The 25,749-nt window shown below is 69.2% G+C and carries 25 protein-coding genes; 17 read left to right on the top strand and 8 right to left on the bottom strand.

The features are described from left to right. The 3 genes from EV651_RS21520 to EV651_RS21510 are packed head-to-tail and all read left to right on the top strand — an operon-like array spanning position 1 to position 2,198. A complete protein-coding gene (locus EV651_RS21520) occupies positions 1-864 on the top strand; it encodes an extradiol ring-cleavage dioxygenase (protein WP_133787001.1) in 864 nt (287 codons plus the stop codon). Continuing rightward, positions 861-1,223, top strand: a complete 363-nt coding sequence (locus EV651_RS21515) for a hypothetical protein (RefSeq protein ID WP_133787000.1) — start codon at positions 861-863, stop codon at positions 1,221-1,223. Before EV651_RS21520 ends, EV651_RS21515 begins: the two co-directional genes overlap by 4 nt. A 9-nt stretch (positions 1,224-1,232) precedes the next feature. Beyond that, on the top strand, positions 1,233-2,198 hold the full coding sequence (locus EV651_RS21510) for a zinc-binding alcohol dehydrogenase family protein (RefSeq protein ID WP_133786999.1): 966 nt from the start codon (positions 1,233-1,235) through the stop codon (positions 2,196-2,198). 70 nt (positions 2,199-2,268) lie between these two features. On the opposite strand, the gene EV651_RS21505 is transcribed toward EV651_RS21510, so the two are convergent. Further along, entirely contained in the window at positions 2,269-2,955 is a 687-nt protein-coding gene (locus tag EV651_RS21505) for a ClpP family protease (protein ID WP_133786998.1), read from the bottom strand. A 65-nt stretch (positions 2,956-3,020) separates the two neighbouring features. After that, positions 3,021-3,956 carry a nucleoside hydrolase gene (locus tag EV651_RS21500; protein ID WP_133786997.1) on the bottom strand — a complete coding sequence of 312 codons (936 nt, stop codon included), beginning with the start codon at positions 3,954-3,956 and terminating at the stop codon, positions 3,021-3,023. A gap of 66 nt (positions 3,957-4,022) precedes the next feature. On the opposite strand from EV651_RS21500, the gene ftsH reads away from it, so the two are divergent. Next, positions 4,023-6,074 (top strand): ATP-dependent zinc metalloprotease FtsH, encoded by a 2,052-nt coding sequence (gene ftsH, locus EV651_RS21495; protein ID WP_133786996.1) that lies wholly within the window; start codon positions 4,023-4,025, stop codon positions 6,072-6,074. 64 nt (positions 6,075-6,138) lie between these two features. Here the strand turns inward: ftsH and EV651_RS21490 are convergent, their stop codons facing one another. Both EV651_RS21490 and EV651_RS21485 read right to left on the bottom strand, forming a co-directional pair. Then, complete coding sequence (locus EV651_RS21490; RefSeq protein WP_133786995.1) at positions 6,139-7,548, bottom strand: DUF4832 domain-containing protein; 1,410 nt, start codon at positions 7,546-7,548, stop codon at positions 6,139-6,141. 76 nt (positions 7,549-7,624) lie between these two features. After that, positions 7,625-8,767 carry an ROK family transcriptional regulator gene (locus EV651_RS21485; RefSeq protein WP_133786994.1) on the bottom strand — a complete coding sequence of 381 codons (1,143 nt, stop codon included), beginning with the start codon at positions 8,765-8,767 and terminating at the stop codon, positions 7,625-7,627. Positions 8,768-8,947: 180 nt separating this feature from the next. Here EV651_RS21485 and EV651_RS21480 point away from each other — a divergent pair, with 180 nt between their 5' ends. Further along, positions 8,948-9,928 (top strand): Gfo/Idh/MocA family protein, encoded by a 981-nt coding sequence (locus EV651_RS21480; protein ID WP_133786993.1) that lies wholly within the window; start codon positions 8,948-8,950, stop codon positions 9,926-9,928. Positions 9,929-9,940: 12 nt separating this feature from the next. Continuing rightward, positions 9,941-10,933 (top strand): Gfo/Idh/MocA family protein, encoded by a 993-nt coding sequence (locus EV651_RS21475; RefSeq protein ID WP_133786992.1) that lies wholly within the window; start codon positions 9,941-9,943, stop codon positions 10,931-10,933. 14 nt (positions 10,934-10,947) lie between these two features. Here the strand turns inward: EV651_RS21475 and EV651_RS21470 are convergent, their stop codons facing one another. Next, positions 10,948-11,886 (bottom strand): SDR family oxidoreductase, encoded by a 939-nt coding sequence (locus tag EV651_RS21470; protein ID WP_238157100.1) that lies wholly within the window; start codon positions 11,884-11,886, stop codon positions 10,948-10,950. Between the two features lie 53 nt (positions 11,887-11,939). Here EV651_RS21470 and EV651_RS21465 point away from each other — a divergent pair, with 53 nt between their 5' ends. Continuing rightward, positions 11,940-12,503, top strand: coding sequence for a TetR/AcrR family transcriptional regulator (locus tag EV651_RS21465; protein ID WP_133786991.1), 564 nt, complete (start codon positions 11,940-11,942; stop codon positions 12,501-12,503). Here EV651_RS21465 and EV651_RS21460 read toward each other — a convergent pair. After that, positions 12,493-13,674 (bottom strand): low temperature requirement protein A, encoded by a 1,182-nt coding sequence (locus EV651_RS21460; RefSeq protein ID WP_202870443.1) that lies wholly within the window; start codon positions 13,672-13,674, stop codon positions 12,493-12,495. The two genes, EV651_RS21465 and EV651_RS21460, sit on opposite strands and share 11 nt — an antisense overlap. Before the next feature lie 127 nt (positions 13,675-13,801). Between EV651_RS21460 and EV651_RS21455 the strand changes: the two genes are divergently transcribed. The 6 genes from EV651_RS21455 to EV651_RS21430 all read left to right on the top strand — a co-directional run bounded on the left by EV651_RS21455 (position 13,802) and on the right by EV651_RS21430 (position 17,802). Beyond that, positions 13,802-14,557 (top strand): SDR family oxidoreductase, encoded by a 756-nt coding sequence (locus tag EV651_RS21455; RefSeq protein WP_133786990.1) that lies wholly within the window; start codon positions 13,802-13,804, stop codon positions 14,555-14,557. Then, complete coding sequence (locus tag EV651_RS21450) at positions 14,554-14,769, top strand: hypothetical protein (RefSeq protein ID WP_133786989.1); 216 nt, start codon at positions 14,554-14,556, stop codon at positions 14,767-14,769. The genes EV651_RS21455 and EV651_RS21450 overlap by 4 nt, the downstream gene beginning before the upstream one ends. Then, positions 14,762-15,628 carry an RNA polymerase sigma-70 factor gene (locus EV651_RS21445; protein WP_133786988.1) on the top strand — a complete coding sequence of 289 codons (867 nt, stop codon included), beginning with the start codon at positions 14,762-14,764 and terminating at the stop codon, positions 15,626-15,628. The genes EV651_RS21450 and EV651_RS21445 overlap by 8 nt, the downstream gene beginning before the upstream one ends. Positions 15,629-15,640: 12 nt before the next feature. Continuing rightward, on the top strand, positions 15,641-16,006 hold the full coding sequence (locus EV651_RS21440; RefSeq protein ID WP_133786987.1) for a siderophore-interacting protein: 366 nt from the start codon (positions 15,641-15,643) through the stop codon (positions 16,004-16,006). A gap of 69 nt (positions 16,007-16,075) precedes the next feature. Further along, positions 16,076-17,122, top strand: coding sequence for an LLM class flavin-dependent oxidoreductase (locus EV651_RS21435; protein ID WP_133786986.1), 1,047 nt, complete (start codon positions 16,076-16,078; stop codon positions 17,120-17,122). Then, on the top strand, positions 17,119-17,802 hold the full coding sequence (locus EV651_RS21430) for an NADPH-dependent F420 reductase (protein ID WP_133786985.1): 684 nt from the start codon (positions 17,119-17,121) through the stop codon (positions 17,800-17,802). Before EV651_RS21435 ends, EV651_RS21430 begins: the two co-directional genes overlap by 4 nt. A gap of 76 nt (positions 17,803-17,878) precedes the next feature. Here EV651_RS21430 and EV651_RS21425 read toward each other — a convergent pair whose 3' ends face one another. Then, complete coding sequence (locus EV651_RS21425) at positions 17,879-18,739, bottom strand: DMT family transporter (protein ID WP_202870442.1); 861 nt, start codon at positions 18,737-18,739, stop codon at positions 17,879-17,881. A gap of 72 nt (positions 18,740-18,811) precedes the next feature. On the opposite strand from EV651_RS21425, the gene EV651_RS21420 reads away from it, so the two are divergent. Continuing rightward, a complete protein-coding gene (locus EV651_RS21420; RefSeq protein ID WP_133786984.1) occupies positions 18,812-19,699 on the top strand; it encodes a LysR family transcriptional regulator in 888 nt (295 codons plus the stop codon). A gap of 4 nt (positions 19,700-19,703) precedes the next feature. Here the strand turns inward: EV651_RS21420 and EV651_RS21415 are convergent, their stop codons facing one another. Then, entirely contained in the window at positions 19,704-21,434 is a 1,731-nt protein-coding gene (locus tag EV651_RS21415; protein ID WP_133786983.1) for an L-aspartate oxidase, read from the bottom strand. A 135-nt stretch (positions 21,435-21,569) separates the two neighbouring features. Here EV651_RS21415 and EV651_RS21410 point away from each other — a divergent pair, with 135 nt between their 5' ends. From EV651_RS21410 to EV651_RS21400, 3 genes are all read left to right on the top strand, one after another. Then, positions 21,570-22,280: an alpha/beta fold hydrolase gene (locus EV651_RS21410; RefSeq protein ID WP_133786982.1), complete on the top strand. Its 711-nt coding sequence runs from the start codon at positions 21,570-21,572 to the stop codon at positions 22,278-22,280. An 89-nt stretch (positions 22,281-22,369) separates the two neighbouring features. Beyond that, entirely contained in the window at positions 22,370-22,891 is a 522-nt protein-coding gene (locus EV651_RS21405; RefSeq protein WP_202870441.1) for a sigma-70 family RNA polymerase sigma factor, read from the top strand. A gap of 73 nt (positions 22,892-22,964) precedes the next feature. Further along, positions 22,965-25,703 carry an AAA family ATPase gene (locus tag EV651_RS21400; protein ID WP_133786981.1) on the top strand — a complete coding sequence of 913 codons (2,739 nt, stop codon included), beginning with the start codon at positions 22,965-22,967 and terminating at the stop codon, positions 25,701-25,703. Positions 25,704-25,749 lie beyond the last annotated feature (46 nt).

The raw sequence follows: 25,749 nt of genomic DNA, 5'->3' as shown, positions 1-25,749 counted from the left end.
ATGGCCACAGTCGCCGCGGTGATCGCCTCCACGCATCATCCGTTCTACTACCGGGCCAGCACCGCGGCAGGCGCCGATCGCCCGCCGTTCGCCGACGCATGGGTGGCGAAGATCGAGGCCTTCCGGGAGACCCTGACGAAGGCTCGGCCGGACATCCTGGTGATGGTCGGCAGCGACCACTTCCACCAGTTGTGGCTGGACAACATGCCGCAGTTCCTGGTCGGCAAGGCGCCGTACTTCGACGCGAACTGGTACAACGAGGAACGTGAGTTCGGGCTGCCGCGGATGCGGCTGGCCGGGGACGAGCAACTCGCCGGGCACATCCTGCGCAACGGGCTGGACGCCGGGTTCGACCTTGCCTTCAGCAACGAACTGCGGATCGACCACAGCATCACCTGCCCGATCATCACGCTCCGCCCGGACGCGGACCTGCCGATCGTGCCGATCTACACCAACATCTTCGCACCGCCGTTGCCGCGACCGGGACGTTTCGTCGAGCTCGGCCGGACGATCCGGCAACTGGTGGAGTCGTGGCCGATCGACAAGCGGGTCGCGATCATCGGCACCGGGCATCTGTCGCTCGAGCTCGGCGGGCCGCGGCAGTTCGGTGCGCACGGGCCGGACCCGGAGTTCGACCGCAAGGCGGTGGACTGGATCGCGAGCGGCGACCTCGACGGGTGCCTGGCGGAGGTGACGCTCGACAGCCTGCATCTCCCGGGCAACGCGACGCACGGGTTCATGGACTTCATGTTGATGATGGGCGTCGCGGGGGCCGGCGCGAAGGCGGATCATGTGGATTCGCTCGACCTGTTCCACACGATGGAGGCGTACTTCACCTGGTACCCGAACGGAGTGCCGGCATGAGCAGGTACCTGCTGAACAAGTTCCTCTACACCGTCGACCGCGATCCGGAGCTCGTCGAGCGCTACCGCGAAGATCCCGCCGGCACCGTGGCGTGGTGGGAGCAGGAGATGGCGAACGAGATCCTGAACTGTGCGGTCGCGGAGAAGTCGACGTGGCTCGCCTTCACCGAGGACGAGCGGAAGGCGTTGCGCGAACAGGACCACGTCGCCCTGTTCGGATTGGGGGCGCACCCGTTCCTCACTCTGACCCTGTTCATCGCGATGTTCGAGCGCGACCACGGACCGCTCGAGTACCAGAAGGCGTACGGCCGGGTCCTGCAGCAGCACTACACGCTGCCCTACCCCGATATCGCTACCTGAGGAGTCCGCGTGCGAGCCGCAGTCCTGCACACCCACGGCCAACCACCGTCTCACGCCGAGCACCCCGACCCGGTGGCAGGCGAAGGTCTTTCGGTAGTCCGCGTCACCGCAGCCCCGATCGTGCCACTCGACCTGCTCTGCGCTTCCGGTACGTCGTACTTCGGCCCGCCGGCGCTCCCGTACGTACCGGGGGTGCAAGGCGTCGGCGTGGTGGAGGAATCCGCGACAGTCGCCCCCGGCACGCGAGTGTTCTTCGCAACCTCGGCCGGGATGGCCGCGGGGGATGGGAGTCTCGCGGAGCGGGCCGCCGTACCGGATGGCGACCTGATCGTCCTGGACGCACCGGTGCGGGATGCGGCGGTGGCGGCGATCGGACTGTCCGGAGTTGCCGGGTGGATGATGTTGACTGGGCGAGCGCGCCTGCACGCGGGTGAGCGGGTGCTGGTGCTGGGCGGTGGTGGCGCGGTCGGGCAGGTCGCGATCGGTGCGGCCCGGGTGCTCGGGGCCTCGCAGGTCGTGGCCGTCGTACGGTCGGACGCGTCGCGGGAGCGGGCACTCGCGGCGGGTGCTGACGAGGTGGTTGCCCTGAGCACCGACGTCGACGAGTTGACGGCGCGGCTGGGCGAGCCGACGTACGACGTGGTGATCGACTCGGTGTTCGGCGTCGCGGCAACGGCTGCCTCACGGGCGCTGGCTCCCGGCGGTCGCCTGGTCAATCTCGGCGGCTCGTCGAGTGATGCGGCGGTCTTCTCGTCGGCCGTCCTGCGGAGCAAGTCGGCGAGCATTCTCGGCTACACGAACAACGCGCTCACCAAGGATCAACGCCGCGACGCGCTCACCGCCGTACTCCAACACGCCGCCACCGGCGAGATCACCGTCGCCTACGAAACGGCCGCCCTCGCCGACGTGGAGAGCGCGTGGAAGCGCCAAACCACCGGCAACACCCCCGGCCGCCTGGTCCTCACCGTTCCCTGATGTGGGAATAGCCCCTGGTGAGTGGAGACAGGCTATTGCCTATCTCCAGTCACCGGCGGGTATGCCGTGTTCAGCGGACGCGGGTGATCAGACCGTAGGTCTGCGCGTCTTCGGCGGTGAGGACCCGGCCGGTTTCGAGGTCGGCCGCTACCTCGTCGGCCGCGCGGCCGGTGGCGTGGGCGATGAGGTCTCGGAGGCGGGCCGCCTGGTGGTCGTGTTCTTCGGAGAAGGTGGCGAGTTCGTCGGCGGTGCCCTCGGCTGTGAAACGAGGTGCGGAGAGGACGAAGGTCGTGTGGCGGTGGGCCTCGCGTTCCTCGGCAGCGGCGAGTACGGCGATCGCGGGGCCGCGGACCGTGCCGCGGGCGACGACGTTCACGGGTGCGGTGATCAGGTCGATCGCGGCGGCGACGGACAGCGCCGCCTCCAGGTCGGACTCCGTCGACGACAGGTGGAGCGTGACCGGGTCGTTGCCCTGGGCATTCAGTAGCAGCAGCTGCGACGCGATGTGGTTCGCCAGCAGGTCGTCGAGGTGGCCGCCGATCAGGATCACCCGCTCCGCCAGCAGCCGATCGGCCAGCTCACGCTCGAGCGTGATCGACGTCGGCTCGTACCAGGACGGTAGGATCGGCTGCGGTGCGGGCCGCTCGGGCGCTCCGGGAGCCCCCGGCCGCGGCACCCCGGGAATCTCGGGCCACGGGCGCCCGGGGATCCCTGGCTGACCCGGAACGGTCGCGTCCCACTGCTTCTCGACGTACATGTTTGTCCTCCTTCGACACCTCCACCCTGAGGCAGCAGGCGGCTGGGGAGAAGGCTGTTCCGCTGTCAGCAGACGGAAAGCTCAGCGATCGCGGCGATGACCTTGTCCCAGAAGGCGTCCCGGTCGAGGTCGACGGCGATCCGGGCGTTCGCGGGGCGGCCGGTGTAGCCGTCCAGGTCCACGACGGTGGCGCCGGCGGTCCACTCGCCGGCTGTTTCGATCACCAGATTCGCCTCGACGCAGCGGACGATCGCAGGATCGATCACGCGCGCCACCGCGACCGGGTCATGTAGCGGTGGCGCCTCGAACCCGAACAGCTCCCGGTACGTCGACGCGAAGAACGTCATCCATTCGCCGCAGACCCGCGCCAACGGGGTCCCGATCCGCTCGAGCCGCGCGAGTACGTCGTCCGTCACGAGCGCCTGATGCGTCACGTTCAACCCACACATCGTGAACGGGACACCCGACCGGACCACCACGTCCGCCGCCTCCGGATCGACGTACGCGTTGGCCTCGGCGAGCGGTGCGATGTTGCCGCGCTCGGTGGACCCGCCCATCCAGACGATCTCGGTGACGTTCGCGGCCAGAGCAGGCTCCTCGATGAGCAGCCGCGCGATGTTCGTCAAAGCCCCGGTCGCGACGATCGTCGCCGGTTTCGAGCGCAATACGTCGACCAGAAGGTCCTGCGCCGAGTACGGCGACTCCGGGACCGACGGCTCGTCCGTGAAGTGCGGACCGTCGAGCCCGGTACGGCCGTGAACGTCGTCGGCGATGCGCAACCGGCGTACCAACGGCCGGTCGGCGCCCCGCGCGACGGGGATCTCGGAGGCGCCCGCGAGGGACAGGACGCGGCGTGCGTTCACCGTGCATTTGTCGACGGTCTGGTTACCCGCCACGGTCGTCACGGCGAGCAGTTCGACGGCCGGATCGGCGACCGCGAGCAGGATCGCCAGCGCGTCGTCGTGGCCGGGATCGCAGTCGAGGATCACTTCGGTGGGCATGCGTCAGGGTACGACGGAGGAGTTTCTGCTGTGTCCGATGTGGGTTCAGGTCCTATGTTTGGCTTCATGAGCGAGAAGGAGCCGCCGGCGAAGGACGAGGCCAGCGCCGACCGGGGCCAGGGCGCCGACCAGGGCGACCGGAAGAACGACGGACCGCAGCGGCCGCACAAGCCGTGGCGGACCGAGGGACTGCCGGCCGGCCACGAGGGGAACGGCGACAAGCCGCGCCGGCCGGGGTGGTGGAAGTGGGCCGCGTGGATCGTCGGCGGGTACCTCGTGCTCTTCCTGCTCACCACGATGCAGGACCAGATGTCCGGCGGCGAGCAGACCATCGCCTACACCGACTTCACCGCGCAGGTGCAGAAGCAGAACGTCGCCGAGATCTTCTCCCGCGGCGACACCATCGAGGGGCGGCTGAAGCAGGCCGCGGAGGTGCCGGGCAAGAGCGGGTCGACGTACACGAAGTTCACCACCGAGCGGCCGACGTTCGCCAACGACAACCTGTACGGCGACCTGCAGAAGGGCGGCGCCACAGTCCGGGCGACGCCGGTGGTCGCGCAGCGCGGCGTGCTGTTGAACCTGCTGATCTCGCTCGGCCCGTTCATCCTGATCGCCGCGTTCTACTTCTGGCTGTTCCGGCGCAGCCGCGCGGGTGGCGGCCTGGGTGGTGGTCTGGGCGGGTTGCTCGGGGGCGGTGGCCAGCAGAAGAAGCCGGTCGACCCGAGCACCGTGCGGGTGACGTTCGCGGACGTCGCGGGGATCGACGAGGTCGAGTCCGAGATCGAGGAGGTCGTCGACTACCTGAAGGATCCGGAGAAGTACCGGCGGCTCGGGGCACGGGCACCGAAGGGCGTGCTGCTGGCCGGCGCACCTGGTACCGGGAAGACGCTGCTCGCGCGGGCGACCGCGGGGGAGGCCGGCGTGCCGTTCTTCTCCGCGAGTGCCTCGGAGTTCATCGAGATGATCGTGGGCGTCGGTGCGAGCCGGGTGCGGGAGCTGTTCGGCGAGGCTCGGAAGGTGGCGCCGGCGATCATCTTCATCGACGAGATCGACACCATCGGACGCGCCCGCGGCGGTGCCCGGTCGGTCGGCGGGCACGACGAGGGTGAGCAGACGCTGAACCAGATCCTCACCGAGATGGACGGGTTCTCCGGTACCGAGGGCGTCGTGGTGCTTGCCGCCACGAACCGTGCCGACGTACTCGACCCGGCGCTGCTCCGCCCTGGCCGGTTCGACCGGACGATCACGGTGCACGCGCCGGACCAGCCGGGCCGCGAGGCGATCCTCAAGGTGCACGCGCGCGGGAAGCCACTCGCGCCGGATGCCGACCTGGCGGCACTGTCCCGGTCAACGCCCGGCATGACAGGTGCCGACCTCGCCAACCTCTTGAACGAGGCCGCGCTCGCGGCGGCGCGGCAGGGCGAGTCGCAGATCACCCACCGCGACCTGACCGACGCGCTGGAGAAGGTCCAGCTCGGGACCGCGCGGAACGTGGTGATGCCGGAGGAGGAGCGTCGGCGGACGGCGTACCACGAAGGCGGCCACGCGTTGCTCGGCATGATCCAGAAGGGCGCGGACCCGGTCCGGAAGGTGTCGATCATTCCGCGCGGACGGGCGCTTGGGGTGACCCTGTCGACGCCGGAGTCCGACCGCTACGGGTACGACGTGGACTACTTGCGCGGCCGGATCATCGGGGCGCTCGGCGGGATGGCGGCCGAGCAGGAGGTCCTCGGTGTGGTGACCACGGGCGCCGAGAGCGACCTGGAGACGGCGACGCGGATCGCCCGCTCGATGGTGGGCCGGTGGGGCATGTCCGACGCGATCGGCCCGGTGTCGATCCTGCCGTCCGAGGGCGACGCCCGTACGGCGGGAGTCTCGGACGAGCTGCTCAACACTGTCGACGAGGAGGTACGCCGCCTGATCGAGCAGTGCTACGCCGATGCCCGCCGTCTGCTGCGCGAGAACCGCTCGAAGCTCGACTCGATCGCCGCCGAGCTCCTCGAACACGAAACCCTCGACGAAGCCGACGCCTACGCCGCCGCCGGCATCACCCACGGCCCCCGCACCCACCCCACCCCAGCCCCCGAACCCCAACCCACACCCCGCGACAGCGCTTAGGCCCGAGCGGGAACCCTGCCAACCTGTACCAGGCAGCAGAGTTCCCCGCTCTCGGGAACGGCGCCTATCCGACAGTCACGGTCTGGCCTAGGTCGTTGTAGCCGGTGGTCGGCTGCCACGTTTCGGTGTTGGCGAGTTGGATCGAGTACTCGGGGCGAGTGGACAGGAGCGGGTCCGGCAGGTTGAGCAACAGGCGGTACGTGCCGGGTACGGGCGGCGCGGCGACCTTCCAGTCGAGGTTGGCCGTCGTACCGCTTCCCCAGCGACGCGGGTCGGCCGGAACGTTGACCTTGAACGTGTGCTGGTCGTTCTGGAAGATCAGCTGCACTTGGCGCGGGTTGTACGGCGCTGCCCACCCGTCGTTCCGGATCTGCACGCCGACGTTGACCTGGCCGCGCGGCTTCGCCTTGGCCGTGACCGTGCTCTGAGCGAGCGCGAACCGGTAGCCGAGTTTCTGCTTTGCGGTCTCGATGTTATCGCCCCACGTGTTCAGCACGTCGTGGTTGTAGTCGGTGTTGAGGAACGAGAAGTGCAGCCGGGCCATTTCGGCGGAGGCAGACTCCCAGTCCGACCGCGGTGAGTTGACCGCACAGGTCTCGCCGCCTTCGGGCACATAATTGGTGTCCTGGGCAACGAAGTCCTTGTCCAGCTCGATCGGGTCGCTCAGGTACGTCCCGAAGTCGTCCGGGCTGGCCAGGAAGCAGTCGTTGTGATGCCCGATCCGGGCCAGCGGCGAACCGTCGTACGCCTGCTCGGCGGTCAACGCGCCTTCGGTCCCGGTCGGTACGCCGTACATCCGCTGCTTCATGTACGGCGTGCGCACCTGGATCATCCGGTCCTTCGGGAGGGCCTTCAGGAGGGCGTCGGTCACGGCCTTGCGGTCGGCCCAGTTCTGGTCCGAGACCTGGCTCGGGTCCTGCGGGTTGCTGAAGTAGTCGGTGTAGTAGCCCTCGCCCCACAGGCCGACGAAGCCGGACTGGACGAGTTGGATCACGTCGATGTTCTCGCGCAGGACCGGCGTGAGTTGCTGGATGTGCTTGAGCACACGGGCGACCGGCGCGTCGCCGTACGGCGTGGGCGGCGGCCAGCCGGCACCGGGCAGCGCATACGCGAACCGCACGATCACCTTGACGCCGGCCGCCCGGGCGGTGCGGAAGTCGGCGCGAACCAGGTCGAGGTACTGCTTGTCGATCACGTCCCGGCTCGCGAACTTCTCCAGGTAGAACACGCGGAGGATCTGCGTGATGTGTTCCTCGGTGCGGAACTTCCGCAGCGTGGTGACGTCGAGTGGGACGTAGCCGGTGTTGTCGGCTTTGTAGTGCGTTTCGGTGTGGTGGTAGAAACCGCGCTCCGGATTCGCGATCACCTCGTCGCTGGTCGTGTAGGTGCGGGTCGTCGTCGGCGGCGCGGCGATCGCCTGCTGCGCAGGAAGCAGCAGTCCGATCGAACAGACCGCTGCAGCAAGCCTTCTCATGATCGTCTCCTAGCTGACAGTGCGGATGTGCAGGAGCGGGGCGATGGGGATAATCATGGAGTCCAGGAAAATTATGTCAAGGTCTGAGGCCGGTTGTGATGGTCGACTCGACCTCGTCGAGCGCCAGCCGGACGGCGCCGAGCGCGACTCCTTCGTCGGCGAAGGCCGACACGCGGATCTCCGGCGTCCGCAGGCACCACCGGTCCAGCTCCCGCCGCAGCGGCTCCACCATCACGTCCGCCGACCGCGAGAACCCGCCCCCGATCACCACCAACTGCGGATCCAACGTCAACACCAACGCCGAAGCCCCGACCGCGAGGTCCGACACATACCCCCGCACCGCCTCCAGAGCCTCCTGCTCGCCACCCCGAGCAGCCAAGAACACCCGCTCAAGCCCACTCGCCCCAGGTGCCGGTCGGGGGTTTCTCTCGAGCCAGGTCTGGAGGTGGTGCGGCGCCTGTTGCCAGCCGGCGGCGGGGAGGGCGCCTATTTCGCCGGACCAGTTGGCGAAGCCGCGGTGGAGTTTGCCGTCGATGATGAGGCCGGCGCCGGTACGCAGGCCGGCGAGCAGGAACACGACATCCTTCGCGTAGCGCGCGACCCCCCGCCAGGTTTCCGCCAGCGCCGCTAGCTTGCAGTCGTTCTCGACGCGGACAGGACCTGGCACAAGCCGCCGTACATGAGCACCCAGATCGACCCCCGTCCACTCCGGCAGCGAGTCGGACAGCATCACCTTCCCTGTGCCGTCGACGAGCCCGGTCGTCGCCACCCCCGTCGACCCGATCTGCCCTGCCTCGACGCCCGCACCCGCCAACGCCTTGCGCACGCACCGATCCAGCACTGCTAGCCGCTCGCGCCGGCCAAGCTCCGGGTCGACCTCGATCCGGCTCTGGTTCAGTACCTCGCCGTCCAGGTCGGTGACCAGCGCCAGCGCCTTGTGCCCGCCGATGTCGATCCCGAGCAACCGCCCGGCACCGGCGTTGAACCGGTACCGCCGAGCCGGCCGTCCGACCGACCCGGACGCCGGCGCCACCTCGGTCAGCCAACCGCGCCCGAGCAGGTCCCGTGCCACGTCCTCGGTCGAAGCGCGCGACAGCCGTGTGCGCTTCGACAGTTCGGTGAGCGTCAGCGGCTGATCGCCGCGCAACTCCCGCAATACGGCGGCCGCGTTGAGCTGGCGCAACCGGGACAGATCCCCGCCGGCCGGCTGTTCACTCATCGCGACACCTCACCTATTTCCTGGACTCCTGGATAACTATAAGCATCCCGATTGCACACGGGTCTCACCGTGTGAACGGGCGCGCCGGAAGTCTGTTGCGCACTCCTGACAACGTTGTACCGTGATCTGCCGACGGTCGAACAGAAACGTTTCCGAAGGTTTCCACTGAGGAGGACCCGCGTGTCCAACCCGCTGAAGATCGCGACGCTCAGCTTCTGGCACGTCCATGCCGGCGACTACTCGAGGCAGGCGCAAGCACATCCCGGGACGGACCTGGTGGCCGTCTGGGACGACGATGCCGAGCGTGGCCAGGCCGGTGCCGACCAGTTCGGCGTGGAGTTCACCAGCGACCTCGACGCACTGCTCGCGCGGGACGACCTGGACGGCGTTGTGATCACGACTCCGACCGACGTCCACCGCGACATCATGGTCAAGGCCGCAGAGGCCGGAAAGCACATCTACACAGAGAAAGTGCTCGCTCCGACGGTCGCCGAGGCCGAGGAGATCGTGGCCGCCACCGATGCGGCCGGCGTGAAGCTGACGGTCTCGCTGCCGCGGCTCGCGCACGGCTACACGACCGCGATCCGGGAGGTGCTGGACAAGGGTTCGCTCGGGCAGTTGACGTACGGCCGGGTCCGCCTCTCGCACGACGGCGCGATCCCGCGCGACGGCAAGGAGGGCTGGCTGCCGCAGCGGTTCTTCGAGCCGAAGGCGGCGATCGGCGGGGCGCTCACCGACCTCGGCTGCCACCCGGTGTACCTGATCCAGCTCTTCCTCGGCGCGACGCCGGAGACCGTGAGTGCGACGTACCGCTCGGTGGCGAACCGAGGGCTGGAAGACAACGCTGTCGTGGTGGCCGGGTACGGCGACCAGAAGATCGGGGTGATCGAGGCGGGGTTCGCGAGCAGCAACCCGTTCACGATCGAGCTGTTCGGGACCGAGGGCACGCTCACGTACACCGACGCGGGCAACGTGCTGACCGTGAACGGCGAGCAGGTACCGGTGCCCGAGCACTCGCCGGATCCGTTCGCGCAGTGGGTCGATCACATCACCAACGGCACGCGTGCGGACGAGAACATCGAGCGCGCGGTCGAGCTGACCCGCCTGGTGGTCGCGGCGAACGCGGCGGCCGAGTCCAACCGAGTGATCTCCTACAGCTGAGAGGACGTCCCGATGATCAAGGTCGGTCTGATCGGCGCAGGGGGAATCGCCTCGGCGCACATCAAGGGTTATCAGCAGCACGCGGACCGGATCGGTGTCACCGCGGTCGCGGACGCCGTGGACGAGACCGCGAAGAAGCGTGGCGCGGAGCTGGGCGCCACGGCGTACACGGATTTCCGAGAGATGCTCGCCAACGAGGAGCTCGATGCGGTCGACATCTGTCTGCCGCACCACCTGCACCGGGACGCGATCGTCGCGGCCGCCGAGGCGGGTAAGCACATCCTGTGCGAGAAGCCGCTGTGCCTGTCCGCCGAGGAGGCAGCAGATGTTCGCAAGGCGGTAACCGAGAACGGCGTGACGCTGATGTGCGCGCACAACCAGTTGTTCATGCCGGCGGTCGCGAAGGCCCGGGAGCTGCTGCAGGCCGGGACGATCGGCACCGTGTACGAGGTGCGGACGACGGACAGCTTCTACAACGACTTCGACCCGAGCTCGATGGGCTGGCGGGCGAGCAGCAAAACAAGTGGTGGTGGCGAGCTCATCGACACCGGGTACCACCCCACTTATCTGATGCTGCACCTCGCCGGCGGGCTGCCGGTCGAGGCGACCGCGATGCTCTCCACGCACCGGTTGAAGTTCATGGAGGGTGAGGACTCCGCGCAGGTCCTGATCAGGTTCGACAACGGAGTCGTCGGCCAGCTGGTGACCAGCTGGGCGTACCAGCCGGCCGCCGGCACCGAGCGGTTCTCGGCCGTCGGCGAGCTCGGCTCACTGACCAGTGACGGTACGACGCTGTCCTACCGCCTCCGGTCGGGTGAGTCCGAGACCTTCGAGTTCGAGCCCGTCGACACGTTCGTCGCCGAGATCGGCCACTTCGCCGACTCGCTGCTCGGCAAGCAGCGTCCGCTGCACACCGAAGAGGAAGGCATCGCCGTCCTCGGCATCCTGCTCGCCGCGTACGAAGGCTCGAAGTCCAAGGTCATCGCGCCGGTCCTGAAGGTCTAGAAGGTCCTGAAGGTCTAGAAGTAGAACCCTTCGGCGAGGTCGGCCAGGAGGTCTGGGTGGGTGGGCTGCCAGTTGAGCAGCTCACTCGTCCGGGCTGCGGAGGTCGGGATGTCCATGGCCGCGAACCGCGCGAGGAAGCCCAGGTACTGCGGGGCCTCGTCGGCCGTGACGGAGCGCGTCGGAAGGTCGAGACCGCGACCGATCGACTCGGCGATCGTGCGGAACTCGATGCCCTCGTCCTGGATCGCGTGCAGCCGAGTGCCCGCCGGGGCAGACTCGAGGGCCAGGCGATAGAGCCGGGCAGCGTCGAGCGTGTGCACCGACGACCAGCGGTTCTTCCCGTCGCCGATGTACGCCGCGAAGCCGTTCTGCCGGGCGAACGCGATCAGCGACGGCGCGAAACCGTGGTGGTCGAGCCGGCTGTGGGTGATCGGCGGGAGCCGGAGGACTGAGGAGCGGACGCCCTTGGCGGCCAGGTCGACGACGTAGTTCTCGGCGTCGATGCGGTAGCCGCCGTTCGGGTCGTAGTCGTCCTCGGTTGCCACCCGGCTCTGGACCACTCCGGCCAGCATGCCGGTGCCCGACGTACTCACGAGCGGCTTGTCGGTGCCGGCGAGAGCGTCGCCGATCGTCTGCAGCGCGGCGAGATCGGACTCCGCCGCACCGGCCAGATCGCCTGCCTGCATGGCGTCGTGCCGGAAGGCGAGGTGTACGACGCCGTCCGCGGCGGCCGCTGCCGCGCGGAGCCGGTCGAGATCGTGCAGATCGCCGCGGACGGCCTCGGCGCCCCACTCCGTCAGCCGCTTCGCTGACTCGTCGGAGCGGGCCAGGCCGAGGATCCGGTGACCGTTGTGCAGGAGCTCCGGAACGAGGGCCGAGCCGACGTGTCCGGACGCTCCGGTGATGAAGACGCGCATGAAAAGTCCTTCCAAGATGATGTCACTGACTGACATCACCCGATGCTACACCCTGATGTCACTCGATGACATCGGCTAGGATCGACCGCATGGGACGGTGGGAGCCGGATGCGGCCGGGCGGCTGCGGGAGGCGGCGATGGCGCTGTACGCCGAGCGCGGGTACGACGGCACGACCGTCGCCGAGATCGCCGACCGGGCCGGTGTCACCGCGCGGACCTTCTTCCGGCACTTCGCGGACAAGCGTGAGGTGCTCTTCGCCGGATCCGAACTGCTCGAGCAGCACATGGTCGAGGCGCTCGCCGCGGCGCCGGCAGACGCGACCCCGATGGAGGCCGTTGCAGCGGCGGTGCTCGCTTCGGCAGAGTTCTTCGGCGACATCCGCCGGGACTACTCGCGCCGGCGCGCCGCCGTCATCATGTCGACGCCCGAGCTGCGCGAGCGCGAGTTGATCAAGATGGCCACGCTGACGACCTCGCTGGCCGACGGCCTGCTCGAGCGCGGCGTCGCCCCGGACGTCGCCGCCCTCGCGGCCGAGACCGGGGTGGCGGTCTTCCGCGTCTCCTTCGAGCGCTGGATCGCCGCGCCGGGCGACGTACCGATCGCGGACGTCATTCGGTCGACGTTGAAGACCCTCTCGGCCCTCACTGCCTAGCGTCCCGCGACGCGACTGCGACGACCGCGACGCAGGTCGCGGCCATCAGTGCGAGGTCCGCGAGCGGCCCGATCGCCGGTGTCGCGAGCGGAAGCAGGAGCAGGACGACGATGCCCGCAAGCGCCGTACCCAGATGGACCCTCGACCCGTCGGCGATGGATCGGTGCACGCCCCAGAGCAAGGCGATGAAGGACGCGGCCGGTACGGCGACCGCGTAGCTTGCACCGGTGGGGGACAGGTGCAGTGTGTGGCTGGTCTGTTCGACCGCGACCTCGAGTCCGGCACCGAGCGCGGCGAGCGCCGCGAACAGGCCGTAGTGGCCGTAGCCCCAGCGGTACGAACGGTCCCGCCGGTCCTCGAGCCGCGGCCCGGCCGGATGCAGGAAATACAGCCACCACAACGCGAACAGGATCACCAGACCGCAGCCCGCGACAGCGATCAGTTCGGCGTTCACGTCAGTCTCCTCGACGGCTCGCCGTACGGCGTTGGACGCGGCCAGAACCGCTTCGCCGAGCAGGATGATCGTGAACAGTCCGTACCGCTCCGCGATGTGGTGCGGATGCCAGCTCGTGGCCCGTGGACGTTCGGCCCACAGCGGCACGGACAGCTCCAGGATCGCCAGCGCGATGAACGCCACGAGCAGTCCACCGGCGGACGCGCCGGCCTCGGCGAGGTACAGCCGGCCGAACCAGCCGAGTTGCAGCGCCCCGATCCCGATCGCATAGCGGAACGCCGTACGCCGGGATGCCGGGTCCTCGATGCCCGCGCGCAACCACAACGAGATGAGGCCGAGCCGCATGACCAGGTAGCCCGAGGTGACCATCAGGTAGTCGCCGTGATCCGCCGCGGCCGGGACGCCCGCGGCGAGCAGCAGGACGCCGGCCATCTGCACCATGGTCAGGATCCGGTACGTGACGTCGTCGGTGTCGTACGACGACGCGAACCAGGTGAAGTTCATCCAGGCCCACCAGATCGCGAAGAACACCTGGAGGAACGGCAGTACGGCGGCGTGGCCGTCGGCGATCGTGTGCGCGAACTGCTCGGTGACGGCGGCGACCGCGACCACGAAGGTCAGATCGAACAGCAACTCGAGGTTGCTGGACGCCCGGTGCGGCTCGTCGATCGGGCGCGCGGTCATCCGCACCCGGATGCGGACCGTGGCTTCGGGCACGGGCGGCTCCTCTCCATCGGGGGTCACCGGTAGAGACAGGGCAGGTGCTCTGGATGTGACTGTCACAGGATCGGTGGGTGCCCTGTCTTACCCGGTGACAGCTGAAGACAATCGAAAGGGTTCTGCGATGAAGATCGTCGTGATCGGCGGCACCGGACTGATCGGCACGAAGTTGGCGGCGAAGCTCACTGAGCACGGCCACGAGGCGGTGCCGGCCGCGCCGAGCACCGGTGTCAACACGATCACCGGCGAGGGCCTGGCGGACGTGCTGAAGGGCGCCGACGTCGTCGTCGACGTGGCCAACTCCCCGTCGTTCGAGGCCGGACCGGTGATGGAGTTCTTCAAGACGTCGACCGGGAACCTGCTGCAGGCCGAGGACGAGGCCGGCGTCCGGCACCACGTCGGCATCTCGATCGTCGGCACCGAGCGGATGCCGGACAACCACTACTTCGCGGCGAAGATCGCCCAGGAGGAGCTGATCAAGTCTTCCGGCATCCCGTACTCGCTGGTGCACGCGACGCAGTTCTTCGAGTTCGTCGCGGCGATCGCCGACGAGGGCACCTGGGACGACGGCAAGGTGCACATCGCGCCGGTCGCCTGGCAGCCGATCGCCGCCGAGGACGTCGCGAAGAACCTCGGCCGGACCGCGGTCGGCGAGCCGCTGAACGCGCGGATCGACATCGCCGGGCCGGACGAGTTCCGGATGGACGAGTTCTTCCGCAAGGCGCTGGCCGCGCGCGGGGACGCCCGTGAGGTGGTCGCCGACGAGCACGCGCGGTACTTCGGCTCCGAGCTCAGCGAGCGCAGCCTGGTCCCGATCGGCGAGGCCACCCTGGGTGAGCTGCACTACGACCAGTGGTACGCCGCGCAGGACGGGCGATGACCATGGGCACGGACGACTTCCTGCACGAGCTGGCCGTGGAGGTCGAGGCCGACATCGAGCTGGACAGGGCGGGCACGCCGCCTGACGATGACGCGGACTGGGTGCTCGACCCGTACGAGGCGCAGGTGGAAGCAGCGGATCTGAACAACTTGCAGGGCGCGATCGAGGCACTGGAAACGGATTCGGGGTCGTATCCTCCAGCTCATGACTGACGAGCTCGATGACGCGGTTGCGGTCTTCGACGCCGTGCGGCCGCGGCTGATGGGGATCGCGTACCGGATGCTGGGCAGCCACGCCGAGGCCGAGGACCTCGTCCAGGAGGTGTGGCTGCGCTGGCAGGCCGCGGACCGCAGTGCGGTCCAGAGCCCGGTCGCGTACCTGTCGACGGCGGTGACCAGGCTCGCGATCAACGCGAGCCAGTCCGCGCGTGCCCGCCGGGAGACGTACATCGGGCCGTGGCTGCCCGAGCCGGTCGACACCAGCGCCGATCCGTACCTCGGCGCCGAGCGCGGCGAGGCGCTGAGTTTCGCGGTCCTCCTCGTGCTCGAACGGCTGTCGCCCACCGAGCGGGCGGCGTACATCCTGCGGGAGGCCTTCGACTATTCGTACGGCGAGTTGGCCGCGATGCTCCAGTCGACCGAGCCCGCGGTGCGCCAACTCGTCAGCCGGGCGCGCAAGCGGATCCGGGCCGAACGCCGTACCGAGGTGTCCGGAGCGCAGCAGAAGACGTTGCTGACGGCATTCATCGCGGCGGCGCGGGCGGGTGACGTCTCCGTCCTCGAGGAGTTGCTGGCCAACGACGCGATCAGCTACTCCGACGGCGGCGGCGCGGCGCGGGCGTCGAAGTTCCCGGTGGTCGGGCGGCTGCGCGTGGCGAAGTACCACCGGGCGTTCCACCAGCACTTCTGGATCGGTGTCGAGGTCGAGTTCGGTACGGCGAACGGCCGCGCGGTCGCGATGCTGCGGCGCGACGGCGCGGTGTTCGCGGTCTGCACCGTGACCGCATCGGACGAAGGAATCGACGAGGTGCTGTGGCAGATGAATCCGGCGAAGCTCACCACGGTCGCTTGAGCAGGAGGCGGAGTGTTCAAGCGTGGCGATCACGCTGTCGTGCACCGGTTCGCGACGGCCTGCCGAGCGGGCAGCGTCGGAGCGCTGCGGAGCCTGCTCGCGCCCGAGGTGGTGGCGGTCAGCGACGGCGGCGGCCGGGTGGCCGCGGCGTTGAGTCCGGTCCGGGGCGCCGATCAGGTCGCGCGATGCGTGACGGAGCTCGTGGGCCCGGAGACCGTGCTCAGTGTGGAAGCGGTCAACGGGGAACCGGGCGTCGTACTGCGGGTCGTCGGTGGCGTCGTCGCAGTACTGAGTCTGAAGGTGACACGGTCGAAGGTGTCCACCGTCTGGATCGTCCTGAACCCGGACAAGCTCCGGCACTGGAGCTCCCGGGAATGAACCCCGCTCAGTCTGGTGTTGACGTGTCAACCTAGACTTGTTGTGTGAGCGGACAGGAGAGTGCGGATCATGCCTGATACAGCCGAGGTGGCCTTCGGGTTGGACACGTTCGGTGACATCCCGGTGGACGACAGCGGTGCGCCGGTGACGGCCGCGGCGGCGATCCGGCAGGTGGTGGACGAAGCCGTCCTGGCCGATCAGATCGGCGTGGACGCGATCGCGCTCGGCGAGCACCACCGGCCGGAGTTCTCGATCTCGTCCCCGGAGACGGTGCTGGCCGGGATCGCGACCCAGACCTCGAACATCAAGCTCGGGTCGGGCGTGACGGTGCTGAGCTCGGACGACCCGGTGCGGGTGTTCCAGCGGTTCTCGACCGTGGACGCGCTGTCGAACGGGCGTGCCGAGGTGATCCTCGGGCGCGGATCGTTCACCGAGTCCTTCCCGCTGTTCGGCTACGACCTGGCCGACTACGACGTACTGTTCGAGGAGAAGCTGCAGCTGTTCGTGCAGTTGCTCGACGAGAAGCCGGTGACCTGGGAAGGCACCGTGCGGGCGGCGCTGGACAACGTCGAGGTCTATCCGAAGACCGAGTCCGGACGGCTGCAGACGTGGGTCGGGGTCGGCGGTTCGCCGCAGTCCGTGGTGCGTACGGCGTACTACGGGTTGCCGCTGATGCTCGCGATCATCGGCGGTTCGCCCGAGCGGTTCTCGCCGTACGTCGATCTGTACAAGCGGGCGGCGCAGCAGTTCGGCACCGTGGCGCATCCGGTCGGGATGCATTCGCCGGGGTTCGTCGCGGAGACCGACGAGCAGGCGAAGGAGATCTACTTCGCGCCGTACAAGGTGATGCGCGACCGGATCGGGGCGTTGCGCGGCTGGCCGCCGCTGAAGCGCGAGGAGTTCGAGTCCGAGGTGCTCCACGGGTCCATGTACGTCGGGTCGCCGGAGACGGTCGCCCGCCGGATTGCGGGCGCGGTGCAGACGCTCGGGGTGAAGCGGTTCGACCTGATCTACTCGGGTGGTCCGCTGCCGATGAGCGCGCGGCTGAAGGCAGTCGAGCTGTACGGGACCAAGGTGATCCCGCTGGTCCGCGAGATCCTGGCGGAGGGGCAGTGACATCTACTGGGACCACGATCGCGATCCTGGGGGCCGGGAAGGTCGGGACGGTGCTGGCTCGGCTGGCGGTCGCGGCCGGGTACCGCGTACTGATCGCGGGCTCTGGTGACGTCTCGAAGATCGCGCTGATCGTCGAGGTCGTCACGCCCGGAGCCGTGGCCATGACCGCCGCCGAAGCCGTCGCCGAGGCCGATGTGGTGATCCTCGCGCTCCCGCTGGGCAAGCATCGGACCGTTCCGGTCGAGGCCCTGCGCGGCAAGCTGGTGATCGACGCGATGAACTACTGGTGGGAGGTCGACGGCATCCGCGACGACCTCACCGATCCGCGCACGTCGTCGTCGGAGATCGTGCAGCGGTTCCTCCCGGAGTCCCGCGTCGTCAAGGCCTTCAACCACATGGGCTACCACGACCTCGACGAAGGCGCGCGTCCCACCGGAACTCCCGGCCGCAAGGCGATCGCGATCGCCGGCGACGAGACCGACGCGAAGCAGGTGGCCCGGATCGTCGACGCGCTCGGGTTCGACCCGGTCCTCGCCGGACCGCTTGCCGAGGGCAAACGCCTCGAACCGGGCACCGAGCCCTTCGGCGCCAACGTGGACGCCGATGAGCTGCGCGCGATGCTGGCCCGCTACCCCGAAACCCTTCACGGCCAAGTGACCGCCCAAGCCCGCGCCTCCTGACCCGGCCCGCGCACTTTGAGAAGCCACCAACCAAAAATCGACGACGAAAATGGTTGGTGGGTTCTCAAAGTTGGCGTCAGGCGAGGGGGACGAGGTCGGGGGAGGGTACCTGGGGGCGTACGGATCGTTCCGCGCCGATGCCGGCGGTGATGACGCCCGCGATGCCGACAGCCTGGAGCAGCGTGGGGGACTGGCCGAGCAGGAGCCAGCCGATCATCAAGGCGAGGGCCGGCTCGAGGCTCATCAATGTGCCGAAGACGCCGGCGTCCAGGCGGCGCAGCGCCAGGTACTCGAGGCTGAACGGGATCACCGGCAGCAGCAGCGCCAGACCGAAGCCGATGACCACCAACTCCCAGGTCATCACCGGGATCGTGGCGGGGCCGGCGACAGCGGTGGCCACGACCGCGGCGACCGGAAGCGAGACGCCCATCCCCTGAAGCCCGGTGACGTTGCTGCCCACGTGCTGGGTGAGGACGATGTACGCCGCCCAGCACGCGGCGGCACCGAGCGCGAACAGTACGCCGGAACCGTCGACCGACCCGTGCCACGGCTGAGTCAGGAGCAGTACGCCGCCGAACGCCAACGCCGGCCAGATCAGTCGTCCACGGCTCCGCAGTACGGCGACCGACAGCGGACCGAGGAACTCGAGCGCGCTCGCCGTACCGAGTGGCAGACGCGCCGCGGACGCCATGAACAGCAATGTCACGCCCGCGGTCGCGACGCCGAGACCGACCGCCGCCAGGAAAGCGTTACGATCGAATGAGCTCGGCCGCGGCCGGAACAGCACCAGCACGATCAGACCCGCGCACACCAGGCGCAGCCACGCAGCACCCTCAGGACCGACCCGGTCGAACAGCCCGACCGAAGCCGCGAGTCCCAGCTGGACCATCGTCATCGACAGGACCGCGAAGGCGATCCCGGTCTCCCGTGTGCGCATACGGTCCAGTGAAGCCCGCGATTCCGTTCGCGTCCACGTGAGAATCCTGGACAGATCGTTCATGATCAGTGAATGGATGTACGCCGTCTCGAACTCCTGCTCGCCCTGTCCCGGCTCGGCTCGATGCATGCCGTCTCGGAGGTCCTCGGCGTCACCACGTCCACCGTCTCGCAGCAGATCGCCGCACTCGCCAAAGAAGTGGGCACGCCGCTGCTGGAGCCCGACGGCCGCCGCGTCCGGCTCACCCCGGCCGGCCGTCGGCTCGCCGGTCACGCCGTACACATCCTGGCTGCTCACGAAGCGGCCCGCGCCGATCTCGACCCGTCGGCCGAACCCTCCGGGACCGTCCGCGTCGCCGGCTTCCACACCGCGATCCGCGACACGCTCCTGCCCGTCGTCCACCGGCTCCGGCAGGATTACCCCGCCGTCCGGCTGGAGATTCAGGAACAGGAACCACCCGACGCGCTGACGATGCTCGAACGCGACCAGGTCGACCTCGCACTCATCTACGACTACAACCTCGCACCCGCGGCCCTCGACCCGTCCCTCGAAGCCACCCCGCTCTGGGAATCCAGCTGGAGCCTGGCCGTCCCGTCCCGCTCCCGTCGCACCGGCGGTACGGCGGTCGACGTCGTCGCAGCCTTCGCCGGCAGCGACTGGATCGTCAACTCCCGCCATGTCGCCGACGAACAGGTCGTCCGCACCCTGGCCGCCCTCGCCGGCTTCGAACCCCACATCACCCAGCGCGCCGACAGCCTCCAACTCGTCCAGGAAATGATCACCGCCGGCCTCGGCGTCGGCCTGATGCCCGCCACCTACCCGAAAACCACCGGCATCTCCCTACGCCGCCTCCGCAACCCCGAACCCCGCATGCGCGCCCTCGTCCTGACCCGCAAAGACCGCACGAGCTGGCCGCCCCTGTCCCTCCTCCGAAGCTTCCTGTCAGCACATAGACGGTGAGCTCTCACTCGACCAATTTGCCGTCGGTTGCGACGTGTCGCATCAGGTGGCGCAGGTCTTCGGGGATCGGTGGGATCGTTTCCTTCTCGATCGCGTCCGGGCCTGACCAGACGAGGTTGACCTGCAGCGATTCGTCCAGCTCCGGGTAGTCCGAGCGGTTGTGGCAGCCGCGCGTCTCCCGTCGGACCAGGGCCGCATCGAGGGTTGCCCGTGCGGCCAGTGCCGATGCCTTCAGGTCGAACGCGTGGGCCAGGTCCTGGAAGCCGGCGATGTCCGGATGTACGCCGACCTGCGTGATCCGCTCCTCGACCTCGGTCAGCTCCGCGATCCCGGCCCGCAGTCCGTCCTCGTCGCGGACGACACCGGCCCGTGCCGTCATCGTGTCGCGCAGCGCGCGCTGCAGAGCGCGGACATTCTCCGGCCCGTCGTTCGTCAGCAGGTGGTCGATCTCCGCGCGCGCCTCGGCGACGGCGTCGGCCGAACGCACTTGAGCCTGCCGGCCGATCGAGTACTTCGCGGCTTCCTCGGCGACGATCCGGCCGAAGACCAGCAGCTCGATCAGCGAGTTGCCGCCGAGCCGGTTCGCGCCGTGCAGTCCGCTCGCGGCCTCGCCGATCGCCCACAGCCCCTCGACGCCGGTGCCGTGGTCCTCGGGACGGACCCACACGCCGCCCATCGAGTAGTGCGCGGTCGGCGCGATCTCGATCGGCTGCTTGGTGATGTCGAGCATCTGCAGTTCGAGCAGGGTCTGGTACACCCGCGGCAGCCGCCGCATGATCGTCTCGCGGGGGAGATGCGACACGTCCAGCCAGACGCCGCCGTTCTGGGTCCCACGGCCTTCCTTGATCTCCGTGTACTCCGCGAGCGCCACCCGGTCCCGCGTCGACAGCTCCATCCGCTCCGCGTCGTACCGCGCCATGAACCGCTCGCCGAGCGCGTTGCGCAGCTGACCGCCTTCGCCGCGGGCCGCCTCCGAGACGAGCGTGCCCGCCGCGTTCTCGGGCTCGATCAGCCCCGACGGGTGGAACTGGACGAGCTCGGGGTCGCGGAGCCTCCCGCCCGCGAGCACCGCGAGCCGGAACGCGTCACCGGTGTTCTCGTCACGGCGAGACGACGTACGGCGCCAGATCCGGGTGTGACCCCCGGCCGCCAGGATCACCGCGTCGGCGTGGATCACGTACCGCCGGCCGGTCGTCAGGTCGAAGCCGTACGCACCGAAGACCGTGTTGTCCTTCACCAGGATCCGGGTCACGTAGACCGTGTCCAGGATCGGTACGCCGAGCTGGACCGCGCGGTTGATCAACGTGCGCTGGATCTCCAGCCCGGTGTAGTCGCCGGCGAACGCGGTCCGGCGGTAGGTGTGCGCGCCGAAGAACCGCTGCGAGATCCGGCCGTCGGCCTCGCGGGCGAACGGCATACCCCAGCGTTCGAGGTCCTCGATTCCACGCGCGGCGCCCTGGGCGACGATCTGCACGGTGACCGGGTTCGCGAGCAGGTAGCTCTCCTGGAGCGTGTCGGCCGCGTGCTGCTGCCAGGTGTCCTGCGGGTCCATGGTGGCGAGCGCGGCGTTGATGCCGCCGGCGGCCAGCGACGTGTGCGCGTCGGAGCGCGGGCGTTTGCCGAGAGCAAGAACCTCGACGCCCTGCTCGGCCAGCTCGATCGCCGCCCGGAGCCCGGCACCACCGGTCCCGATCACCAGGACCGACGTGGCGATCTGCTGTTCGGTGACGCTCATCTGTTCTCCTTCGCGAGTGTTGGACGGACTCACTGATCAGGACACCGCAGCGAGGCGTTCTGTGACTGTCTCCCCGGTCACAACCTCGCTGTCTGTCCGGTCTCACCTGGTAGTCCCGAGAGAAGGAGAACCCCCATGAGTGAGAATCCGGTCGTCGTCCTGGTGCACGGCGCGTTCGCCGAGTCGGCCAGCTGGAACGGCGTCGTCGAGCGGCTGCAGGCACGGTCGATCGAAACGGTCGCGGTGGCCAACCCGCTGCGCAGCCTCGAAGGTGACGCGCAGTACGTCCGCGACGTCATCGCCGGTATCGGCAAGCCGGTCGTACTGGTCGGGCATTCGTACGGCGGGATGGTGATCACGGAGGCCGCGGCCGGCAACGACGCGGTCACCGCGATCGTCTACGTCTGCGCGTTCGCACCGGACCAGGGCGAGACCGCGTTCCAGCTGTCGTTGCAGTTCCCGGGCAGCACGCTCGGCGATGCTCTGAACGCGTACCCGGTCAGCAGCGGAGGCAACGAGTTCGCGATCCGCAAGGACGTGTTCCACCAGCAGTTCTGTGCCGACGTACCCGCCGACCAGGCCGCGCTGATGGCCGCGACCCAGCGTCCGGCGACCGAGGCCGCTCTGACGGCCGGTCTGTCCGCCTCCACGCCGGCGTGGAAGACGATCCCGTCCTGGTTCGTGTTCAGCGACCAGGACCTGAACATCCCGGTGGCCCTGCACCGCTTCCTCGCCGAGCGCGCGGGCGCGAAGGACACCCGGGAGATCGCCGGCGCCTCGCACGCCCTGAGCGTGTCCCGGCCGGAGGCGGTGACCGCCACGATCCTGGACGCCGTAGGCGCCTGACCACGGGCTCGACCACGGGGTTTCCAGGGCGCGGACCCCGTGGTCGACGGCCGACGCTGCACGTATCCCCAGCGTCAGGAGGCCAGATCGTGAGTACGGCGGGTTTGGACGAGTTCTTGCAGGCGCGGCCGCGGTTGTTCCGGATCGCGTGCCGGATCACCGGCAACCCGCACGAGGCCGAGGAGTTGGTGCAGGATGTCTGGGTCCGGTGGCAGCGGACGGACCGGGCTGCGGTCGCGGATCCGCAGGCGTTCCTCGCGACCGTGGTGTCGCGACTCTCGATCAACCTGGTGCAGTCGGCGCGGCGGCGGCACGAGACAGCGGTCGGGCCGTGGCTTCCGGACGAGCGGGTGGCGACGGGACCCGATCCCGAGGTGTACGCCGAGAACCGCGAGGCCTTCGCGGTCGCCGTACAGCTCTTGCTGGATCGGCTCTCACCGGCCGAGCGGGCGACGTACGTCCTGAGAGAAGGCTTCGGCTACCCGTACCGCGAGATCGCGGAGACGCTGCGGATCGGCGCACCGAACGCGCGTCAGCTCGTCAAGCGCGCCCGCGACCGGCTGGCCCGGGAAGCTCTGGCCCCAGGAGATCTGGCGCGGGAAGCGGTCTGATCCATTTCCGACACTTGGACGTTCTGTACCCGTAACGCTGATCCCTCGTAGCCTGTGCCCAGGGGGTGGAGCGATGACCGGCACGGAACCGGAGCTCTGTGGGCGACGGGCGGAGTCTGCCCGCCTGGACCAGGTCGTGGCCGGGGTGCGCTCCGGCGAGGGGCAGGTGCTGATCCTCCGTGGCGATGCCGGGATCGGGAAGTCGGCGCTGCTCGAGTACCTGGCCGCCCGCGCCGAGGGCTGCCGGGTCGTGCGAGCGTCCGGGGTCGAGTCGGAGATGGAGCTGCCGTTCGCCGGCCTGCACCAGCTGTGCCTTCCCTTGCTAGGACTGAGCGATCGCCTGCCGGGCCCGCAACGTGAGGCATTGGAGATCGCGTTCGGGTTGAGCGGCGGCGGGCCGCCGGACCGATTCCTGATCGGCGCGGCGACGTTGAGTCTGTTGTCAGCGGCTTCCGATCGGGAGCCGCTGCTGTGTGTCGTGGACGACGCGCAGTGGCTGGACCAGGCGTCGGTCCAGACGCTGACCTTCGTCGGGCGCCGGTTGTTCGCCGACCGGATCGGCCTGGTGTTCGCGCTGCGCGAGCCGGTGACCGGGCCCGACTGGCGCGGGTTCCCGGAGCTGCCGATCGGCGGCCTCGCTGACGAGTGCGCCGGTACGCTGCTGGATTCCGTGGTCCCCGGGCGGCTCGATGGAGCGGTCCGCGACCGGATCGTGGCCGAGACCCGGGGCAACCCGCTCGCGCTGCTGGAGCTTCCGCGGGGACTGACCGCCGCGCAGCTGGCCGGTGGGTTCGAACGACCGGACTCCCGGCCGCTGGCGAACCAGATCGAGCAGAACTTCGCGCGCCGCGTGCAGACACTGCCGCAGGACACGCAGCGACTGCTGCTGACCGCGGCCGCCGAACCCGTCGGCGACGTACCGCTGCTGGTTCGTGCCCTCGGGCTGCTCGACGTGCCGATGAGTACGGCGGCCGCGGCGGAAGCCGCCGGGTTGATCGATATCGCAGGCCGGGTCCGGTTCCGGCATCCGCTCGTCCGGTCGGCGACGTACCGGGCCGCGGATCCGGCGGACCGGCGCGTCGTACACCAGGCTCTCGCCGAGGCAATCGACCCCGAGCTCGATCCCGATCGCCGTGCCTGGCACCGTGCCCAGGGCGCCGACGGACCGGACGAAGAGGTTGCCGCCGAGCTTGTGAGCTCGTCGGAACGGGCGCAACGCCGCGGCGGCATGGCGGCCTCCTCGGCGTTCCTGCAGCGCGCGACCGAGCTGACGCCCGACCCGGCCACGCGCTCGGTCCGCGCTCTCTCCGCAGCCCAGGCGAGCCTCGCGGCGGGCGCCTTCGAGACCGCGCTGCGACTCCTCAACACCGCGGAGGAAGGCCCGGTCGACGACCTGCACGAGGCTCGCGTGAACCTGATGCGCGCTCGCTTGACGTTCGCCTCCGGCCACAGCCTGGACGCACCGCCGCTCCTGCTCGAGGCCGCTCGACGGCTCGAACCGCTCGACCTCGGCCTGGCACGTGACACCTACCTGAACGCGCTCGCCGCCGCCCAGTTCGCCGGCCGCTTCGGCGATGAGCGGGGGATGGCGTACGTCGCCCGTGCTGCGAGGGCCGTGCCCCGGCTCGAGGAACCCCGAAAGCGTGACGTGCTGTACGACGCGGTGGCCACCCTGTTCGCCGACGGCGTCCAAGCCGCGGTGGCGCCGGCCCGCGAGGCGATGAGGAGGTTCGCCGTAGAAGACAGGACCACCGATCACGAGGACCTGAACTGGATGTGGCTGTCCGCCTTGCTGGCGGTCAATCTGTGGGACGAGGAGAGCTGGGACCTGCTGACCGCACGGCATCTCCGGATCGCCCGCGAGGTCGGCGATCTGAACCAGTTGCCCCTCGTTCTCCACCATCGCGTGATGCTGGCCCTCTACGCGGGCGAGCTGAGCACCGCGTCGGCATTGCTGGCCGAGAGCCGCACGATCCGTGAGGCGACTGGTGCCGCCTTGGCGTCGTACGGCGAGATCTCGCTGGCGGCCTGGCGTGGGCGGCCGGAGGCAGCGTCGCTGATCGCCGCCACGCTCGAGGACTCCTCGGGTCGCGGGGAGGGCGGCGCGATCACGTTCGCCCATATGACGAACGCTCTGCTGCGGAACGGCCTCGCGCAGTACCCGGTGGCACTGCAGGCGGCTCTGGAAGCCACGGCGTACCCGGTGGAGCTCGGGCCGGCGAACTGGGCGTTGCCCGAGCTGATCGAGGCGGCTGCTCGCGCCGGACGTCTCGAGGCGGCGGACGAGGCGTACGACCGCTTGCGCGAACAGACGGTGGCCAGTGGGACGAACTGGGGGCTCGGAATCCTGGCGCGGGCGACCGGGTTGCGATCGGAGGGGCCCGCGGCGGAGGCGGCGTACCAGGAAGGGGTCGAGAGGCTGAGCCGGACGCGGATGCGGATGGATCTGGCCCGGACGCATCTGGTGTACGGCGAATGGCTGCGCCGTGAAGGCCGTCGTCAGGACGCACGCGGGCAGCTGCGGATGGCGTACAAGTTGTTCTCCGCGGCCGGGGCGGATGCGTTCGCGGAGCGTGCCGGCCGAGAGCTCGCGGCGACCGGCGAGGTGCTGGACGAGCGTCGTACGGCGGACAGTTCGGGCCGTGACTCGTTGACCGCGCAGGAGGCGCATATCGCCGACCTGGCCGGTGCCGGGCTGACCAACGCCGAGATCGGTGCGCAGATGTTCCTCAGTCAGCACACTGTCGAGTGGCATCTGCGGAAAGTCTTCGCCAAGCTGGGCATCACGTCCCGGAAACAGCTCCGCCCCTAGCACTTGTCACATCCGGACGGGCCGAGGTGTCTTACCTTCGAGAGAC

Source organism: Kribbella sp. VKM Ac-2571, from assembly GCF_004362255.1.
Lineage (GTDB): Bacteria > Actinomycetota > Actinomycetes > Propionibacteriales > Kribbellaceae > Kribbella > Kribbella pratensis.
This window is presented reverse-complemented; position numbering and strand designations above follow the sequence as displayed.

What these genes read in the sequence shown, in the direction of transcription:
- ftsH (WP_133786996.1), top strand. Translation starts at nt 4,023, where the DNA reads ATGAGCGAGAAGGAGCCGCCGGCGAAGGACGAGGCCAGCGCCGACCGG.
- EV651_RS21470 (WP_238157100.1), bottom strand. Translation starts at nt 11,886, where the DNA reads ATGTCAGTCAGTGACATCATCTTGGAAGGACTTTTCATGCGCGTCTTC.
- EV651_RS21410 (WP_133786982.1), top strand. Translation starts at nt 21,570, where the DNA reads ATGAGTGAGAATCCGGTCGTCGTCCTGGTGCACGGCGCGTTCGCCGAG.
- EV651_RS21425 (WP_202870442.1), bottom strand. Translation starts at nt 18,739, where the DNA reads ATGCGCACACGGGAGACCGGGATCGCCTTCGCGGTCCTGTCGATGACG.
- EV651_RS21505 (WP_133786998.1), bottom strand. Translation starts at nt 2,955, where the DNA reads ATGTACGTCGAGAAGCAGTGGGACGCGACCGTTCCGGGTCAGCCAGGG.
- EV651_RS21445 (WP_133786988.1), top strand. Translation starts at nt 14,762, where the DNA reads ATGACTGACGAGCTCGATGACGCGGTTGCGGTCTTCGACGCCGTGCGG.
- EV651_RS21450 (WP_133786989.1), top strand. Translation starts at nt 14,554, where the DNA reads ATGACCATGGGCACGGACGACTTCCTGCACGAGCTGGCCGTGGAGGTC.
- EV651_RS21500 (WP_133786997.1), bottom strand. Translation starts at nt 3,956, where the DNA reads ATGCCCACCGAAGTGATCCTCGACTGCGATCCCGGCCACGACGACGCG.
- EV651_RS21520 (WP_133787001.1), top strand. Translation starts at nt 1, where the DNA reads ATGGCCACAGTCGCCGCGGTGATCGCCTCCACGCATCATCCGTTCTAC.
- EV651_RS21415 (WP_133786983.1), bottom strand. Translation starts at nt 21,434, where the DNA reads ATGAGCGTCACCGAACAGCAGATCGCCACGTCGGTCCTGGTGATCGGG.
- EV651_RS21455 (WP_133786990.1), top strand. Translation starts at nt 13,802, where the DNA reads ATGAAGATCGTCGTGATCGGCGGCACCGGACTGATCGGCACGAAGTTG.
- EV651_RS21515 (WP_133787000.1), top strand. Translation starts at nt 861, where the DNA reads ATGAGCAGGTACCTGCTGAACAAGTTCCTCTACACCGTCGACCGCGAT.
- EV651_RS21400 (WP_133786981.1), top strand. Translation starts at nt 22,965, where the DNA reads ATGACCGGCACGGAACCGGAGCTCTGTGGGCGACGGGCGGAGTCTGCC.
- EV651_RS21485 (WP_133786994.1), bottom strand. Translation starts at nt 8,767, where the DNA reads ATGAGTGAACAGCCGGCCGGCGGGGATCTGTCCCGGTTGCGCCAGCTC.
- EV651_RS21420 (WP_133786984.1), top strand. Translation starts at nt 18,812, where the DNA reads ATGGATGTACGCCGTCTCGAACTCCTGCTCGCCCTGTCCCGGCTCGGC.
- EV651_RS21465 (WP_133786991.1), top strand. Translation starts at nt 11,940, where the DNA reads ATGGGACGGTGGGAGCCGGATGCGGCCGGGCGGCTGCGGGAGGCGGCG.
- EV651_RS21475 (WP_133786992.1), top strand. Translation starts at nt 9,941, where the DNA reads ATGATCAAGGTCGGTCTGATCGGCGCAGGGGGAATCGCCTCGGCGCAC.
- EV651_RS21490 (WP_133786995.1), bottom strand. Translation starts at nt 7,548, where the DNA reads ATGAGAAGGCTTGCTGCAGCGGTCTGTTCGATCGGACTGCTGCTTCCT.
- EV651_RS21435 (WP_133786986.1), top strand. Translation starts at nt 16,076, where the DNA reads ATGCCTGATACAGCCGAGGTGGCCTTCGGGTTGGACACGTTCGGTGAC.